This window comes from Pseudoduganella sp. RAF53_2, assembly GCF_052113985.1.
Taxonomy (GTDB): Bacteria; Pseudomonadota; Gammaproteobacteria; order Burkholderiales; family Burkholderiaceae_D; genus Rugamonas.
The window spans coordinates 1-16,051 of sequence record NZ_JBFRDW010000048.1 but is presented as its reverse complement, the minus strand read 5'-3'; the positions used below and the strand labels follow the sequence as shown (position 1 = coordinate 16,051).

Below are 16,051 nucleotides of genomic sequence, written 5' to 3'. Positions count from 1 at the left end.
CCCATCAGCTTGAGTCGATTGATTYTCCAGGCCAGTGAAGTCATAAAGGCGCAAATCCCAGTTCCTGATAGAGCTTTTCAACACGCGGCAGCACGGCCTGGCTGGAGAACGTCGTCTCCACCTTGCGCCGCGCCGCAGCGCCCATGCGCTGCGCCAACGCTTCGTCTTGCAGCAGCTGTTCCAGCCGTGCAGCCAGGCCGTCCACATCGCCCGGCTGGACGAGGAAGCCTTCCACGCCATCGGACACCGCTTCCGGAATGCCGCCCACCGGCGTCGCCAGAACCGGCAGCCCGGCGGCCATCGCCTCCAAAACACTCATCGGCAAACCTTCGTTGTAGGACGGCAGCGCGTACAGCATGGCCGCCGCCAGCTGCTGTTCCTTGCGTTCGCCATTGACCCAGCCCAGCAAGTTCAGATGATCGGCCATGCCCAGTTGCGCGGCGCGCGTGCGGACAGCATCCAGCTCGCCATCCCCTCCCAGTCGCAGCTCGACCGCGGGTGCGGCGGGCAGCACCCGCGCGGCGGCTTCCAGCAAGTCATAGCTGCCTTTGCGCTTACCCAGGCGGCCCAGCGAGAGCACGGCGCCGCGCTGGCGCTCAGTCCACGCCGAGGCCGATGGCAGCAGCACCGGGTTGTAGATCGCTTCCACATGCGGATTGGACGAGACGCCCTGCACCCAGCGCTTCCACGCATCCGACAGCACCACGACGCGCTCGCAGCGATTGAAGATGGCGCGCACGATACGCTTGCGCAGTGGCCCGCATTCGTCGCCGTAGAACTGAGCAAACTCCGCGCCGTGCAAGTGCAGGATGGACGGAATGCCAAATGCAAACGCCAGCGCGAAAAAGCCGGACTTGCGCCAGAAGCTGGCGCGCGAGGCGACATGCACATGCAGCAGGCCAACCTGGCCGCGCAACAGCATGCCGAGGAAGGTCGCGTAGGCATTGACCATCGCGCGCAGCTTGCGCAGCTTGCCGCCGTCGCAGTGCGTGGCGATGTAGCGAATGCCATAGCGTTGCAGCAGGCCCGCTTGCTGATAGACGCGCACGACGGAGGCGATACCACCCATCGTATCCAGGCCGGTGCCGAGCATGACGATCTTCTTCATGCGGCCCGCCATTCGTTGATCACCCAACGGAATTTTCCGGCCGAGGTGTTCGGCAGGTCGTCTTTCATCACTATGGTCACGCGTACGGTCGCGTCGACCAGATGATGGATGTTGTGCAGCAGTTTGTCGCGATCCGCAGCATTGAAATTCTTGTCCGGCACGATGCGCAGYTCCCAGTGGCCGGGGCCAACCTGCGCCACCTGCGATTTGCGGATGTTCTCCACGCCCTTGAACGCGAATGTCAGCACGGACGGGCTGACCGGATTGCCGTCGCCGCCCGTGATCTCGTCCTCCAGCTTGCCGGTGACCGACTCGATCATCGGGAAGTTGCGCCCACAGGCGCAGCGCCCGTGCTTCCAGCGCGTGCGATCACTCAGGCGATAACGTACCAGCGGCATGGCGAGGTTATGGAAGGTGGTGCCGACGATGTGGCCGTAGCCATCGGTCGGGCGGCCCGTATCGTCCACGATTTCGACCCAGGAGTAATCCGGGTTGATGTGCATTTCGCCATGTTCGCACTGTGTGGCGAAGGCGACCCGTTCGGCCATGCCGTACATGTCCATCACCTTGCCCGCCAGGTGTTCGTTGATCAGCGCCTGCTGGTGCGGATACAGCGGTTCGGATGCGCTGAACAGGAAAGGCACTTTGAGCTGCCTGCCGCGGCGCTGGAGATGCTGCGCCAGCGTGTAAGCGGTGGACGGATAGGCCTGCATCATCGCCGGGCCGAAGCTTTCGATCTTGTCGATGATGGGATCGATGCAGGCGTCCGTCAGGTGGCGCGAGGACAGCAGGAGCTGGCGATTAAAACGGTTCACGAACCAGAACGGCGGGTTTTGCTGGTCGAGGTTGACCACCATATCGCCGCGCAGCGTCGCGCGCGGCATGCCGTCGTGGTAGCCGCCCCAGGTCCAGTGGCGCTTGATGAAGGCCTGCTCCATCTGCACGGACTGCATGCTGCGGATCACCACCAGCGGCGTTCCCGTGGTACCGCTGGTCTTGCCCAGGGCCTCCCACAGACGCTTGCTGCCGGCATTCGGATACATGCCCTCCGCGTTATCGAGCAGCGTACGCTTTTCCACGATGGGGAAGAATTCGCGCAGCGCTTGCGGCGCTTCGTCCACCGAGAAGCTGCGAGGAATGTGGCGATAGTAGGGCAGCTTGTTGATCGCCGTTTGCAGCGTACGGTGCAGCCACTCCTTGCGCATGGCGGACAGCGACTGGTCATCCATGGTTTCGTGGCGATTCAAGCGGTCCACCAGTTTGCGGCTCAGGACATTGTCGCGCACCAGCGCGCGTCCGCCGTACAGCAATTCTTTTCTCAGGTCAGACAGCATGGCCTTCCCCTTCCAGCACAGCGTGATAGCGGCGCGCCACAGCTTCACCCAGCACACGGTAGCTGCGCACCGCCTCAATAAATTCAGGACCTGCCGCGGCGCGGCGGCGCGCGGCCTCCGGATCGCGCAGGATGGCAAGCAATCCTTCCGCCATCGCTTCGGCCGTGCTGGCGGACAGCCAACCCGCGTCGCTGGCCGACAGCACGGCCGCCTGGTCCGGCGTATCGTTGCCCACGCAGGGCATGCCCAGCGCGAGATATTCCAGTAGCTTGGTCGGCGAGCTGACGTCGTACAGCGCGCCGCGCGGGATGTACGACACCGCCGCCTGCGCGCCCAGCAGATACTGCCAGGCCTCGCTGGCATGCAGCCAGCCTGTCACTTGCACCGCGTCGCCGATGCCGCGCTGTTTCGCGGTATTCAACCACAGGGTGATGTCTTCGGGACGCGGCGAGGAGCCAATCAGCAGCAGACAGGCATCGGGGATCTGGCGCCGCACCAGCACCAGTGCTTCAATGACTTTATCCAGGCAGCGTGCGCGGTCCAGCGTGCCGAGGTAGGCGATCACCGGGCGGCCTTCCCAGCCAGACCACTGGCGCGGCGCCAGGCCGCCGGCCGCGACGTTTTCCATGTCCACGCCCATCGGTACGGCGCACAGGCGCGAAGGCGGCACACCGCGACTGGCCATCAATGCGGCCATCGCTTCGCTTTGCACGAAGACGTGATCGGCACGCGGCAGCACTACGCGGTACAGCAGCCATTGTTCGATCAGACCTTTCGCCAGCACCAGCCTGGGACGCAAGCCGCCGCGGCGCGCGAGATCGGTGCGTGCGCGTTCGATACGGCCTTCGCTCATCAAATAGGAAACCCAGTAGGACATCGGAATGCGTTTGATGCGCGCGACCATCAGCGCGAGCAGGCCAATGCTGACCATGTCGCGCACCTGAATCAGATCGCAGTTGCTGCGATTTGCGCCGAGCAGCGCGCGCAGGCACAGTACAGCAAAGGACAGTTCAGCTTTCAGGCGTCCACCGGATTGCGATCGGCGCTGCGAGGCGAAACCGCCCTGCCCGTCCGCGTCGAGCGGTGCCGCGCTGCCTTTTCCGACCAGGTGGCATTCGACGCCGTAGCGCGGCAGGTATTTGCCGAACAACGTGGCCACATCGGCCCGGAATGTCGGCAGCGGCTCCGGTACGAGCTGCAGTATGCGCAAGCGTTTCATATTCAAGCCAATAAAAACTGTTCAATTTCCGCGCCCGGATCGCCACGCTGCTCCAGCTTGCGGCCGGCCTGGCGGATGCGTTCGGACAGCGTCGCGCGCAGCGACGGTTCATTTAGTGCGGAGGCCAGCGCCGTGCGCATGGCGCCGACATCGTTGTGCGGCACGAAGCCGGGATAGTCGGCGCCGAGGTATTCTTCAATCGACTCATGGCGCGTCGCCACCAGCGGTTTGCCGTTGCGGAGCACGCGCAGCAGCACGCTTTGCCCGCAGGCTTCACCCTGGCTGCGCAGCGGCATGGCAACCACCGAACTGCGCGCCAGCAGGTCTTCGAATTCAGCTTCGGGCAGATCGCGGTGAATCCTGATGCGATCGCTCGCCGGCGCCGCAATGCTGTTGCGCGCCGAGGCGACAATCACCAGCGGCGCAGCCAGCGGCTCGGCGGCTTGCAGCAGCAGATCGTAATCGCGGTTCGAAAAGCCGCCGGCAAAAATGCTGCCGTCCTCACCTTGCGCCTGCGCCTGGCCATCCAGCTCTTGGCGCCACAGGTGGAAGTGCACGCTCTCCGGCGGCATGCCCACCGCATCAATCAGATTGCGCGTTTCGCCGTGCGAGAAAGTGATGAAGCCAAGGCCGGGAAAGCGCAGCTTGCGCCAGGCGCCGTTCACGATATTGCGTGCCCGTTCGCCGTGGATGAAGCAACCCATCACCAGCAGGCGTTCAGGACGCGGCAACACCCCCGCCTTAATCAGCGCCAGCACCGRCAAGGCTTGCCAGCCAACGATCAGCACACGATCATTGCGCCCCCACAGTCCGCGCGCACGCAGCACGCGCGGCGACAGCATGGACAGCACAATCTCCTTCTTTCCGCGTATGCCTTCGCGCGGTTCCGGTCCGACGACGGTCACACGCGCTCCCCGCCCGGCGAGGTAGTCGATGATGTCGCGGTAGCCGCCCGCTTGCGAAAGGAGTACGTGAATCATGGCTTGCGCCCCTCTGCCACCACTTCGCGCAGAATTTGGAGGTACTGCTTGCTCACCACGTCGGCCGTGTGCTCGGATGCGTAGCGCAGCGCACCGCCGTCCTGCAGAGCAGCGTAGTATTCATCGTCTTCGTATAGGCGGCGAATGGTGGCGGTCAACGTTGGAATATCCTGCGGCATCATGCCGGTCCAGCCAGGGACGATGCTGAAGGTCGACTGGGGGCACAGCACCGGCGTGCGCGTGGACCAAGCGTCGCACAGGAAACCCCAGCCTGAATTGCTCTCGGTGTAGGCGAAGTAAGCGGATGACAGGCGCTCCAGCGCTTCCAGGCGCGTCACGCCCGTAATGTGCTCAATGCGGCTGCCGAAGCGCTTCTTCAGCTCCTCCACCACATGCAGATATGGTCCGCGGCCGATGACAACAAAACGTTCAACCGGCGTTTGCTCAAGAATCGCGGGCACCGTTTCGAGCCAGCGCGTGCAGTTCTTGTGGCGGATCAGCGAACCGATGTAAATCATCTCATCGCGATTGCGCTGTTTGGCCGGACGCCATTCCGGCGGCCGCTGTGCACAGTGCGCTGCGTAGTAAGCACGCCGGCCGCGCAGGCCAATGCGCGCCAGCGCCGGCAGATCGGCCGGGTCGTTGCTCATGACGGCATCGACCTGCCCGCACACCTGCCACCAGCGCATGCGCCCTGCGATGCGGCCCAGTGCCGGGACGCCGCCGTAATAGCGGCGCCGCACCAGCAAACTCGGATCGGCCGATTCCACGCGCAGCAGCACCGGCACCTTGTAGCGTTCGCGCAGGCGCGACAGCAGCGGCAAGGTATGAAAGGAATTCACCAGCAGCACATCAGGTTCGAAATCATCCGCCAGCTTTTCGACGGAAGACAGATAGTCCTCCGGCCGCTGCGACAAGGAAACCAGATCAGGGAAGACGCGATGAATTTCCACGCCATTGAAATTTTCGAAGTCGACACCTTGCTCGGTGCTTTTCAGCGCAGACACGCGCGAGGTAATCACGCGCACCGCGGAACCATGCGCCACCAATGGCGGCAAGGCGTAAGCCACTTCGTCAAACACCGGATTCAAGCCGGGATAAATTGCGAGGATTCTCATCATGCTTCAGACAACAGCTGGCGGCCCAAGGCCCGGTTGATCAGATTGCGGTCCATCTTGTCGATGACGCCGGACAATAGCAGAGCTACAACGAATACGGCGCACAGCAGCAGACCTCCTGCGATGGCAGCGAGCACGCTTTGCCCCGGCACCAGCCACGCAACAAACATTGCCGCAACCAGCGCGGCGAGCGCCCTGCTCCACCAGCGCAAGCCCAACGGCCACAGGAAGCCTTGTGCGCGCATGCCCGCTACCACCATCGAGTTGATGACGATTTCATTGCCCAGCAAAGCCATGGCAACGAACCACACACCCAGATGTTCAAAGCCCACCAGGTACAGGATCGGCAGTACAAACAAGGAACACAACGCAGCGCGCGCCCACATGCCCATCAGGCCGATGGCATTGCAGACGACGTTCAGAATCAGGCGATGCAGGCGCAGCGCAAGCCACGCGCACAGCACGGCAAACAGCGCGTGGTATTCGGCGAAGCGTCCGCCGCTGGCCAGCCGCAGAACCAGATCGCCATACACCACGGCGACGGCCAGCACCGGCAGCAAGGTCAGCGCGCTGATCTTGAAAACAAAATGCGCCCAGCGCTGCAACTCCGCGTAATCGCCGTTGCCGGCGTAAGCGCCGATCATGCGCGAGCGCACCACGGAAAAGATCACCATGCCCGGCATGTAGTTGCGGATGATGTCCGTCAGGCGCAGCACAAAACCGACACCGGCCATCGCCTCCGGCGTTTGCACGCGCGCCAGCAGCAGAAGCAGGAAGGAAGGCGAATACAGATATTCCACAATGCCGCTGGCGTAGTTGTGCTGCGCGACCCTGCGCATCTGCGCAAAGCTGGCGCGCCGCCAGCCAGGTTGAGGAAGCGGCGGCAAAGCGCGCATCGCGTACAGCACGAAGCCGGCGGACAGCAGCAGCGTCGCGCTTGCGGCTGCCAGTTCGGCCAGCAGCAATCCTTGCGCGGTGCCGTGCGCATCGCCGCGGCCCATGGCCAGCAAGGCTGCCGCGACGATCGAACCTTTGAGCAGCGTCGCAATCTGCATGCAGCTTTGCATGGCCATCGCTTCCAGCGTGTTATCGCGCAGCACGCGCATGCCGCCTTCGACAACCAGCAGCGCGGCCAGAATGCCCGCCARTTCGGGCGGGAAGCCCGTCGCGGCATGCAGCGCATCACGCCACAGCAGCATGCACGCCGCCACTGCCGACAACACAAGCAGGCGGCCGCACAGCACGCCGGACACCAGCCCGGCCAGCGCGCGGCGATTGCCGTGCAGGCGCACATCAGGAATGAAGCGCAGCAGAACCCAGTCAAGACCCAGCGTGGACAGGCCCAGCGCCAGTTCGATGAAGGCCATACCGATCACGTAGTAACCGAAATCGGCGGCCGGAAGTACCCTTGCGGACAGCCCCAGCACGGCTGCTGTCAGCAGTGCTGTGGGGACCTTGCCGGCCAGGAAAGCCACGATGTTGCGACGCGTTTGGCGTCCGGAATATGGCGCTGTCATGTCGGCATGCTCTCGCGAAAAATCTTGAATTTAGTATAACAATTTGACCAAATTCTCGCGTTCCGGATGCGTTCAATCGTGCGCAGGGTGAAAAAAAACGGCGGATCAAACGATCCGCCGTTTCGGCATGGCTGCAGGTGTTTGGTTACGGCAATGGCAGCGTGATGGTCTGGCTACCCACGGTCAGCGTACGGCTGCTGGAACCCGTGGTCAGGCTGACTGCAGGCTTCTTGCAGCCCACATCCAGCAACACCAGGAACTCAGCCTTGGTTGCCGAAGGACGCGTGAAAGCCGCGTGGTCTTCGAAGCCGGTCAGCGGCGCCGGCCCCGTACGCTTCACCAGCGTGGTGCCTGGCGTAATCGAACGCACGCACACCGACTGGTCGCCGTTGACGATGGTCGCGCTGCCGTCGGACTGCGGCGCGATCGTTACCGGCGCGTGGAAGTTCCACTCGAAGGAGTGCGCTGCCGGTGCGGTCAGGCTATCCATCACCACCGCCAGATTCTGGCTGCGCAGATACCATACCTTGCGGTTGGCCAGCGAGACGGCGCCTTCAAAGGCCGGCGTTGCATCGCCTTCCACATAGTCCATCGCAGCAGTGGTCGAGAAGCCGGTGATCTTGCCGTTGCGGCCCAGGTTGACCGTATTGCCGTCCGTCTTCTGACCAATGCCATTGTCGTAAGTGATGGCATTGTGCGACTTGGTGGCGCGGTACCAGCTGGTCCACAGCGGCGAGCCGTACCAGTCGTAGTAGCCCGCTTCCATCAGCAGACGCTTGCCGCCGCTGTTCAGCACGATGCTGTTCTGGTCACCGTGGCTGTGGTTGTACGAACCGTAGGGGCTGGACTTGAAGTACAGCGACGTACGCTTCGGATCAGCCATCGAACTGTGCATCGCGGCCCAGCCCACGCTCGGATACATGCCGGCATTCGGCGGAGGCGTTGCCGTGCTTGGCGTGGTGGCCGGCAGCGGCGACGGCGCCTGCAGCAGGGTCAGCGGATCTTCCACGCCCGACATGCTCTGGTAGTACCACTTCGCAACCGGCGTGTCGAAGCGCGAGGCAAAGGCCTTCAGCAGATAGGTGTTCGGTGAATCTTCGTGGCCGTCGCCGAACACATGGTTCGGCGAACCAGGCGGTACGAAGTGGGCCATGAAGCGCAGGAAGCCGTCCGACCATGGCTTGCGGTAGATCGACACGCCCAGCGCCTGGCTCAGCGGGTCCCAGATCTGCACGGAGAAGTCCGCGGCAGCCTGGCCATAAGCCGTACCATTAGCGTAGCCGCCTTCCGGACCGCTCCACGTATAAACCTGGTGCACGTAAGTCCGCACGGCGAAGTCGAACCACCCTTGCGCCTGCGGCACATCGCCCACGTTCAGCGCGGCGATCAGCGCCAGGAAGCCGAGCGTATTGCCGCCGTGGGCGTCATACGGGTACTGGTCCATGCGGCCATTGCTGCCGGCCAGGTCGTTGTAAATGTCGGTGGTGCGGGCGGTGATCGCAGCCTGCCACCGGGCGCGGCGGGTCGCATCGATATTTGTCCACAGCATATCCAGCGCCTTCGACAGCGACAGCGCGATGGCGCGCGTCGCCTGGTCCTGGGTGGCGTAGCTGGTCGGACCGCTATTGCTCAGGGCCGCCAGTTCGTCGCCACGCTTCAGCGCTTCATTCAGGTAAGCAGGCGCCGTTGCTTCGCCCAGCTTCAGGCGATACAGCAAGGCTGCAGCTTCCACTTGCCAGGAGGTCTTGTTGATGCGGTTGCGGATATCGTTGTTCTGCGCGCTCAGTGCGCTGGTCATGGTGCCCGAGTAAGGCAGCGGCCAGTCGGTATCTTTCACTGCCGTCATCGTCATGCGCGACTGTACGCTTTCGATCAGGCGCCGCACGGCGTCGCCGCGCTCGGTGATCATGGCCGCAGTCCATTTGCTGTATGGGACAAAATATTTCGACAGCATGCGGGTCCGGCCGTGGTTGATCACGTTGTCGCGCAGAGTGGCGCTGTCCGGCACCTGGAAGGTCATCGCTGTAGAGTCCAGCGAGAAGCTGCGCACGGTAGACCAGTTGGTGGCCACCGGTTCGGCCAGCGGCACGATGGCTGCTTCGACCGCCGCTTCAACCTGCGCGGTGTTGCGGCCCGCCGCGATGTTCTTTGAACGCGCGGCAGCGGCGGCATCCGCCATCGCCTGGGTGTAGGTGAACGGCGCCACTTTCCAGGTGTAGATGCCGGAAGCGGTGAAAGCGTGCGTCGGCAGCAGCCAGTTACGCGACACTACCGATTTGATTGGCGCGCCGCCCGCAGGCGGCTGAACGACGACCAGATACCACGTGCTGGAAGTGGCAGTGGGATAGCGCGACCACGAGAAGCCCGGCGGATTCTGTGGCTGCAGCTGCATCTTGTCCGGCGCTGGGCGCACGGCTTCGATATTGACTGAGGTTGCCCAGTCGGCATGGCTTGCCGACGCGAGGGTGGCCAGTGCGGAGAACACAGCCAATTGTAAAATGCCGGCTTTGAACGGTTTCATGTAATACTCTCCACGCAATTCATAATCAAATCAACAACTTGCGTTCAGAACAGCGTAAGCCTTGATTCGGGAAGGAACGGAAAGTGTACATCCATCGGCAGCAAAATTCATTTCCGTACGGCACTTTTTAACAAATGTCGCGCGAAAAATACACAGACGAAAAGAAATGTCAAGCCATTCTTGCAACAGGTGTTAACCGCTTGGCAGCAGCTTTCTTAGACTCGGTAAACCGGCATAACTGAACGACGGTTCCGAGGCATAGCATCAGCAGCAATTGCGCGGTCGGCTCATCCATGACTGCCCGGCTGTAAATCAGCATCATGAGGAACAGCAGCATGGCGGCCACACAGGTGTCGGCTATCGCGCGCTGGGCCGGCGTTCCCCTGCCCTGCCGCACATAGCGCCATGCGGCAAGCAGTCCAAACAGTAGCATGGAGCCATAAGCGGCAGCGCCCAATACGCCCAGGTCCCACAACAAGATTGCAAGTGCCGTGGCATCCAGGTGCAGCGGTGCGTAGCGCAATGCGACCTCGCCTGCGCCCATCAGACCGGCAGGCTTGATGGAGCCGGGACCATAGCCGACCAGGCGGCGCGGCATGGTCTCTTGCGGGTCGTGCGCCCAGATCGCGATCGATGCGCCGCGGCTGATTTCGCCGGTGYGGTAGTTGACGTTATTCGGATCGAAGAAGTAGCCACCGCCCTTATCCAGCTTGTCCGCCACGGAGCGGCCGGAGTCGACCTTCTTGCCCCAGTACAGGGCGTCGTACACGATATAGGTCGTGCCGACGAAGACACCCACCAGCAGGCCGAAGCCAATGAAGGCGAACACGCTTTTCAGAATGCGCTTGCGCAGCACCCAGCCCAGCACCAGCGGCAGCCAGATGAAGGCCGCCTTCACTTCACCCAGCATGATGATGGCCAGACCGACAAACATCATGCCCAGCATGGCGCGCCGCGACAGCAGCCCCGCCTGCCAGCGCGCCGCCGCATAACCCATGGTCAACACGGTGAAGAACACCATCACGGCGCTGTTGCCGCCGGCGCCGGGCGTACCACCGAAGGTGCCGACGATGGCGTCAAAAGTGGTGGCGCTGGCGACGACGAAGTGCTGATACAGCACGACCGGCACCTGCAGCAGCACGACGATGGAGAATAGCTTCCAGATGCGCTCAAGCTGCGCTTCCTTCCACGCGAACCAGTACAGCGCGAACAGCACGGAGAACATCGGCAGCGTGGACTTGATGGCGGACGCCATCTGCGCCTTTGGAATACGGTTGAATACGATACTGACAGCAAAGCAGACGATGAACAGCACGGCCGCCACCGGCACCGAGGAACCATCGCCCGGCATGGTGCGCACGCCGCGCTGGCGTTTCGTCACCAGGTCCAGCAGCGCGCGGAAGAAGAACAGGATGGCCAGGCCGAAAGCCAGCCAGGTCGCAGCCTTGAAGCCGGCGAAATAGAGCGCCGAGCCCTGTATCAGGAACGTCAGAACGAACAGGCACAGGAACATGCCGTACAGCGGCAGCACGAACAGCAGCAGCACCGACAGCACGGCCGCGCCGATAATGGCGACCAGCGCCGGCGAATCGAGGCCGCCCACCATGCCGACAAAGGCCGCCAGCAACAGGAAAGGCAGCAGCAGCACCAGCGGGATACTGCGGTCCGGCGCGCGGCGCAGCGGTGCAGCGCTACGCGCACCACCGGCGGCGCCCGCCATGGCCGGCTTGCGGAAAAACGGCAGCTTCATGCGTCAAACACTCCAATCAAGCGCACACGCGAGGCCTCGTCCATCGATTGCAGCAGCGATTTGATGAACGACTCCTGCAGCGAATAGGCAACCGCGGTATCCGCGCCGATGCTGGACACGCGTACCAGCATCCCATCCGGCACCTTGCCGGTCAGGCCGTAGCGCAGTTCCTGCAAGCGCTGCTGCATGCCGGGCAGCGTTGCCTTCCTGCCGACCGTGATCCAGTAGGTGATCGGCTCATTGCGCGCGCCAGCCACCGCGTACAGGCGCTTCACAGGCAGCGCACCAAATGCGGTGGGAATGCTGCCGGTTTTGGCGCCGCTGACATCGAAGCCCTGCGCGGTGTAGCACACCTCGGGTTTGTGCACACCCATATTGTCGCCCTGGTCGCCGCCGTAAGCGATGGACAGCATGATGCGCTGCCCTGCGCCATTGATATAAGTGCGCGCCAGCGTCTGGTTATAGATCTTGTCCAGCTTGGCCTGCGTGGCCGGATCGACCTGCAGGGGAATAATGGACGTGTCTTCGCGCCAGTCGCCGAAAGACTGCGGCACCATCTGGGCCAGGCTGAAGCGGCCCTGCGCGTCCGCCATCTTCACCGATGGCGTCACGACCTTGGTCACCGCCGCCGACGACACCATCAAGGCGCCGAGGGTCAGACTGACCATCATCGACTTTTTCATGAATTGCGCCATTTGACGAACCACTGAAGGAAGGAGTCAACGCTGATAATCAGTACCAGCGCAGTAATGAACAGCACCATGCCCGCGAAGCCATGCAGGAAGCCCTGCCCCGCTTCATCACCCATGTAGTAGGTCACCAGCGACAGCGTGATGACGCGGATCACGTTCGCGGTGAACGAGATCGGAAWWATCAGCATGGCCAGCGCGATATTGCGGAAGGTCGAGGAATGGCGCACCACGTTCAGGTAGAACAGACCCAGCGCTTCCAGCGTGAGCAGGGTCTGCAAGCCGGCGCAGGCATCGGCCACCAGCAGCTGGTACTGGCCAACCTGCAGAATCACACCGCTGCGCGCGATCGGATAACCCATGGCGAACAGCACATGTTCAGTGGCCCAGGACACCGCCATCTTCATCGGCATGGTCAGCATGCTCACCAGCGGACCCGGTAGCGGCACCATGAACAGCATGAAGAAGAAAGCGAACCACTGCACGCGCATGGCGCCGCGTCCGCATTTCAGCATCAGCACGGCGGCCAGCAGAATCACGAAGGACAGGATTTCGAAGGCGATGATCTGCTGCGAACGGCCCAGGATATACAGCAGCAGGCCGATGCCGGCCGCAATCCAGCCGGCGCTCTGCGGCTGGCCTTCGGTGCGGGCCATCATGTCCGGCCACTGGCGATACATCAGCCACAGCGACAGGCCGAGAATGATCGGCCCATGCGCCTGCTCTTCGGTCGACCACAGGCCGCTGAACAGCGTATAGAAAGTGGGCACGAACAGCACCAGCATGCCCAGCACGACGGGCCACCACTCAGGCAGCACTGCCTTCAGGGATGTCAGGCTGTTGGGATGGGCGTCCAGAGTGCTTTGCATGATCAGAAGTCGACCAGGACCGAGCCCACCACTTCGCAACCTGCCTGGGCCGCCTGCTCGCCCAGGGCGGCCACATCGTACAGCGAAGTCTTATTCTTGCGCACCACCACCAGCACGCCATGCGCGCGCGCCATCACTGGCAGCGCATCGGACGCCGTGGCCAGATCCGCGCAGTCGTACAGCACGATATCGTGCATCGCTTCCAGCTGCGTATTCAGGCCGCCGAAAGCGTGGCGCGCCAGCAGCTCGGCCGGATTAGGCGGCTCGGTGCCCGCCGACAGCACGGACAGCGAAACGAAACCATCGATCGGCGCCACCGAATCCATGCTGGCGCGGCCGGCCAGCATGTCGGACAAGCCCAGGCGCCCTTGCAGATCGAAGATGGTGTGCTGGCTGGGGTGGCGCAGATTGGCATCCACCAGCAGCGTGTTCTCGCCCAGTTGCGAGAACACCACCGCCAGGTTGGCGGCGAACAGGCTGGCGCCATCGCCCGGACCGGCGCCGACAATCGCCAGCGCCTTGCGGCCGCGCGCGAACCAGCGCATCATCAGCTGGCTGCGGACGGCGCGCAGCATTTCCACCTGGCGGCTGAAGGGTTGAAAGGCCGCCACCAGCTTGGGCGAATACTGATTCTCGCCCACCTGCACATAGGGATAGTCGAACTGGCGCGCCAGCACCTGCTGGATATCGGCTTCGTCCACCAGGCCCAGACGGCGGGCCGCCTCGCCGAAGCGGATGCCCTCCTCCCGCTGCAAGGCCAGCACATTCTCGGCATTTTCCGGCGTGATCTTGCCGGACTCCAGCAGCAGTGCACCGATGCTGGCCTGGCGCGCATTGTGGCCCAAACCAGAGTTGATGGGGTAAGGATGATTCATGGCAGACTCCATTTCAGTTCATGCTCAGCTGGCGGCGCGGCGGATTCAGGCGCAGCGGACCAAAGCGGCGCGGCTTGGGCGGATTCCAGTCGATGGCGCCCAGCACGGGGATCTGCACCACTTCCGACAGGTCGGTGGCGGAACGCACGCGGCGGTCGAACATCTCGGCCAGCATCGCCAGGCCAATGCCCAGCATGCTGCCCAGGAATAGCGACAGCACGGTGTTCAGGATGATCTTCGGACCAGCCGGTTCAATCGGCGGCACGGCCGGATTCAGCACCGACACGTCGGACTGATCGGACTGGCCTTCGATACGGGTCTGAGAGAAGCGCATCGACGCGTTGTCGAAGGCGTGCTGGGCGCTTTCGACATCCTTGTTCATCACATTCATCTCGTCGCGATAGCGGTTCAGCTCCAGCACCTTGGATTTCTGCTCCGCCAGCGCTGCGCGCAGGGCCGCTTCGCGCTGGGCGAAGATGCCGGCGTTATTGCTGACGGAAGCCGAGGTGATGGCGGTGTTCTCACGCAGCGCGCGGCGCAGGCGTTCCGCTTCCGCGCGAGCGCTTTGCACCTGCGGATGGTTCTGGCCCAGGCGCTGGTTCAATTCGGCCAGCTTGCTGTCGGCGGTGGCCAGCTGCAGCTTCAGGTTCTGCACCACCGGGCTGCCCGCCACGTCAGGCGATTCGCCGCCCTGGCCGCGCGCCATGGCCTGGCGCGAGGCCGCTTCCATCGACTGCGATTGCGCCATCACCAGCTGGGTGGACAGGTCGTTCAGGCGCTGGTTCTCCACGTCCAGGCGATTGTCCAGGCTGACGATGCCGTGGTCCTGCTGATACTTGGAGAGCTTGGCCTGAGCCGCCTCCAGGTTATCGCGCAGTACCTTGAGCTGGTTGTCGAAGTAATGGGTCGCCTTGCGCATCGGATCGACGCGCAGCTGCACCGTGGCCTTCATGTATTCGTCGGCGAAGGCATTGGCCACCGCCGCCACGAATTGCGGATCGGAACCCTTGAAGGTCACGTCCACCACCGAGCTTTCTTTCGACGGCACGATTTCGAGCTTCTTCTGCAGCAGCTCGGCCAGCCAGTCGCGCACGGTGCCGTGGCCATCCGTCGATTCCTGGAATTGCTGGATGACGGCGGGGCTATCGGCCAGCTTCAGCTGGTCCACCACGCGCAGCGCCACGTTCTTGCTGCTGATGATGTCGATCTGGGTGGCCATATAGCCTGGCAACAGGTTGCCCGGCAATGTCAGCCCGGTCAGCGGGTCGATGCCCTTGAAGTTCATCACCAGCGAGCTGGTGGCTTTATAGGTCTTGGGCAGCAGGAAGCTGACAACGAGGGTGGCGCACACCGTCACGAGCAAGGTCAGCAGCACGATGCGCTTGCGGGCGCGGAGGATCAGCAGAAACTGGGCAAAATTCATAATAGTCCCCTGCCGGTCAGAACCAGCTCTCCTTGATGTATATGACGTCGTCGGTTTGCACCAGGTCGTCGGCTTTCGCATCGACCACGTGCATGGAACCGTCGCCGTTGCGGCGCTTGATGCGGGTGCCGCGCTCGGTGCCGCGCGGGGTCAGTCCACCGCCCACCGCCAGCGCCTGTGCCACGGTCATCTGGCGTTCCAGGCGGAAGGAGCCGGGACGCTGCACTTCGCCATAGATGTAGAAGTGCGGGCTGCGTTCCGCGTAGATCACATCGCCCGGCGCCAGTTCCATGTCTTTATCCATGGCGCCGTTGCGCACGATGTCGACCACGTCGACCACCGTCTTGGTGACCTGTCCGTTACGATTGCGCACCAGGGTCACGGTGTCGCCGCCGTCGGCATTGAAGCCGCCCGCCTGCGCCAGCATGTCCATCACGCCGCGCTTGCCGCCTTCCAGCGGATAGCGGCCCGGACGATTCACCATCCCCAGCACCGACACCTGCGCGCTGGCCACTTGCGACACGATCAGGTTGACCTGCGCCTTGCGCACATAGCCGCCCTTCTCCAGCAAGCCGCCGATTTTCTTTTCCGCTTCCGGCACCGTCAGGCCACCGACTTCGACCTGGCCCAGCAGCGGGAAAGTCATGC

General features: G+C 63.2%; 13 protein-coding genes. All 13 read right to left on the bottom strand.

What is annotated here, in order from left to right; genetic code table 11:
* Positions 1-40: 40 nt before the first annotated feature.
* On the bottom strand, positions 41-1,108 hold the full coding sequence (locus AB4Z11_RS05005) for a glycosyltransferase family 4 protein (protein ID WP_442023110.1): 1,068 nt from the start codon (positions 1,106-1,108) through the stop codon (positions 41-43).
* Complete coding sequence (locus tag AB4Z11_RS05000; protein ID WP_442023109.1) at positions 1,105-2,442, bottom strand: phenylacetate--CoA ligase family protein; 1,338 nt, start codon at positions 2,440-2,442, stop codon at positions 1,105-1,107. The genes AB4Z11_RS05005 and AB4Z11_RS05000 overlap by 4 nt, the downstream gene beginning before the upstream one ends.
* Positions 2,432-3,661 carry a glycosyltransferase gene (locus AB4Z11_RS04995; RefSeq protein WP_442023108.1) on the bottom strand — a complete coding sequence of 410 codons (1,230 nt, stop codon included), beginning with the start codon at positions 3,659-3,661 and terminating at the stop codon, positions 2,432-2,434. The genes AB4Z11_RS05000 and AB4Z11_RS04995 overlap by 11 nt, the downstream gene beginning before the upstream one ends.
* Before the next feature lie 2 nt (positions 3,662-3,663).
* Positions 3,664-4,641, bottom strand: coding sequence for a glycosyltransferase (locus AB4Z11_RS04990; protein WP_442023107.1), 978 nt, complete (start codon positions 4,639-4,641; stop codon positions 3,664-3,666).
* Positions 4,638-5,762 carry a glycosyltransferase gene (locus tag AB4Z11_RS04985; RefSeq protein ID WP_442023106.1) on the bottom strand — a complete coding sequence of 375 codons (1,125 nt, stop codon included), beginning with the start codon at positions 5,760-5,762 and terminating at the stop codon, positions 4,638-4,640. The genes AB4Z11_RS04990 and AB4Z11_RS04985 overlap by 4 nt, the downstream gene beginning before the upstream one ends.
* Positions 5,759-7,276: a lipopolysaccharide biosynthesis protein gene (locus tag AB4Z11_RS04980; protein ID WP_442023105.1), complete on the bottom strand. Its 1,518-nt coding sequence runs from the start codon at positions 7,274-7,276 to the stop codon at positions 5,759-5,761. Before AB4Z11_RS04980 ends, AB4Z11_RS04985 begins: the two co-directional genes overlap by 4 nt.
* A 145-nt stretch (positions 7,277-7,421) precedes the next feature.
* Positions 7,422-9,797: a heparinase II/III domain-containing protein gene (locus tag AB4Z11_RS04975; protein ID WP_442023104.1), complete on the bottom strand. Its 2,376-nt coding sequence runs from the start codon at positions 9,795-9,797 to the stop codon at positions 7,422-7,424.
* Positions 9,798-9,966: 169 nt separating this feature from the next.
* Positions 9,967-11,547: a hypothetical protein gene (locus AB4Z11_RS04970; protein WP_442023103.1), complete on the bottom strand. Its 1,581-nt coding sequence runs from the start codon at positions 11,545-11,547 to the stop codon at positions 9,967-9,969.
* Positions 11,544-12,230 (bottom strand): exosortase-associated protein EpsI, B-type, encoded by a 687-nt coding sequence (epsI, locus tag AB4Z11_RS04965; protein WP_442023102.1) that lies wholly within the window; start codon positions 12,228-12,230, stop codon positions 11,544-11,546. Before epsI ends, AB4Z11_RS04970 begins: the two co-directional genes overlap by 4 nt.
* Positions 12,227-13,105, bottom strand: coding sequence for an exosortase B (xrtB, locus tag AB4Z11_RS04960; RefSeq protein ID WP_442023101.1), 879 nt, complete (start codon positions 13,103-13,105; stop codon positions 12,227-12,229). The genes epsI and xrtB overlap by 4 nt, the downstream gene beginning before the upstream one ends.
* 2 nt (positions 13,106-13,107) lie before the next feature.
* Positions 13,108-13,980 carry a chain length determinant protein tyrosine kinase EpsG gene (epsG, locus tag AB4Z11_RS04955; protein ID WP_442023100.1) on the bottom strand — a complete coding sequence of 291 codons (873 nt, stop codon included), beginning with the start codon at positions 13,978-13,980 and terminating at the stop codon, positions 13,108-13,110.
* A gap of 13 nt (positions 13,981-13,993) precedes the next feature.
* Positions 13,994-15,403, bottom strand: a complete 1,410-nt coding sequence (epsF, locus tag AB4Z11_RS04950; RefSeq protein ID WP_442023099.1) for a chain length determinant protein EpsF — start codon at positions 15,401-15,403, stop codon at positions 13,994-13,996.
* A 16-nt stretch (positions 15,404-15,419) separates the two neighbouring features.
* On the bottom strand, positions 15,420-16,051 hold a 632-nt coding region (epsE, locus tag AB4Z11_RS04945), incomplete at its 5' end, for a polysaccharide export protein EpsE (protein ID WP_442023098.1).

What these genes read in the sequence shown, in the direction of transcription:
- AB4Z11_RS05005 (WP_442023110.1), bottom strand. Translation starts at nt 1,108, where the DNA reads ATGAAGAAGATCGTCATGCTCGGCACCGGCCTGGATACGATGGGTGGT.
- AB4Z11_RS04995 (WP_442023108.1), bottom strand. Translation starts at nt 3,661, where the DNA reads ATGAAACGCTTGCGCATACTGCAGCTCGTACCGGAGCCGCTGCCGACA.
- AB4Z11_RS04985 (WP_442023106.1), bottom strand. Translation starts at nt 5,762, where the DNA reads ATGATGAGAATCCTCGCAATTTATCCCGGCTTGAATCCGGTGTTTGAC.
- AB4Z11_RS04975 (WP_442023104.1), bottom strand. Translation starts at nt 9,797, where the DNA reads ATGAAACCGTTCAAAGCCGGCATTTTACAATTGGCTGTGTTCTCCGCA.
- epsI (WP_442023102.1), bottom strand. Translation starts at nt 12,230, where the DNA reads ATGAAAAAGTCGATGATGGTCAGTCTGACCCTCGGCGCCTTGATGGTG.
- epsG (WP_442023100.1), bottom strand. Translation starts at nt 13,980, where the DNA reads ATGAATCATCCTTACCCCATCAACTCTGGTTTGGGCCACAATGCGCGC.
- epsF (WP_442023099.1), bottom strand. Translation starts at nt 15,403, where the DNA reads ATGAATTTTGCCCAGTTTCTGCTGATCCTCCGCGCCCGCAAGCGCATC.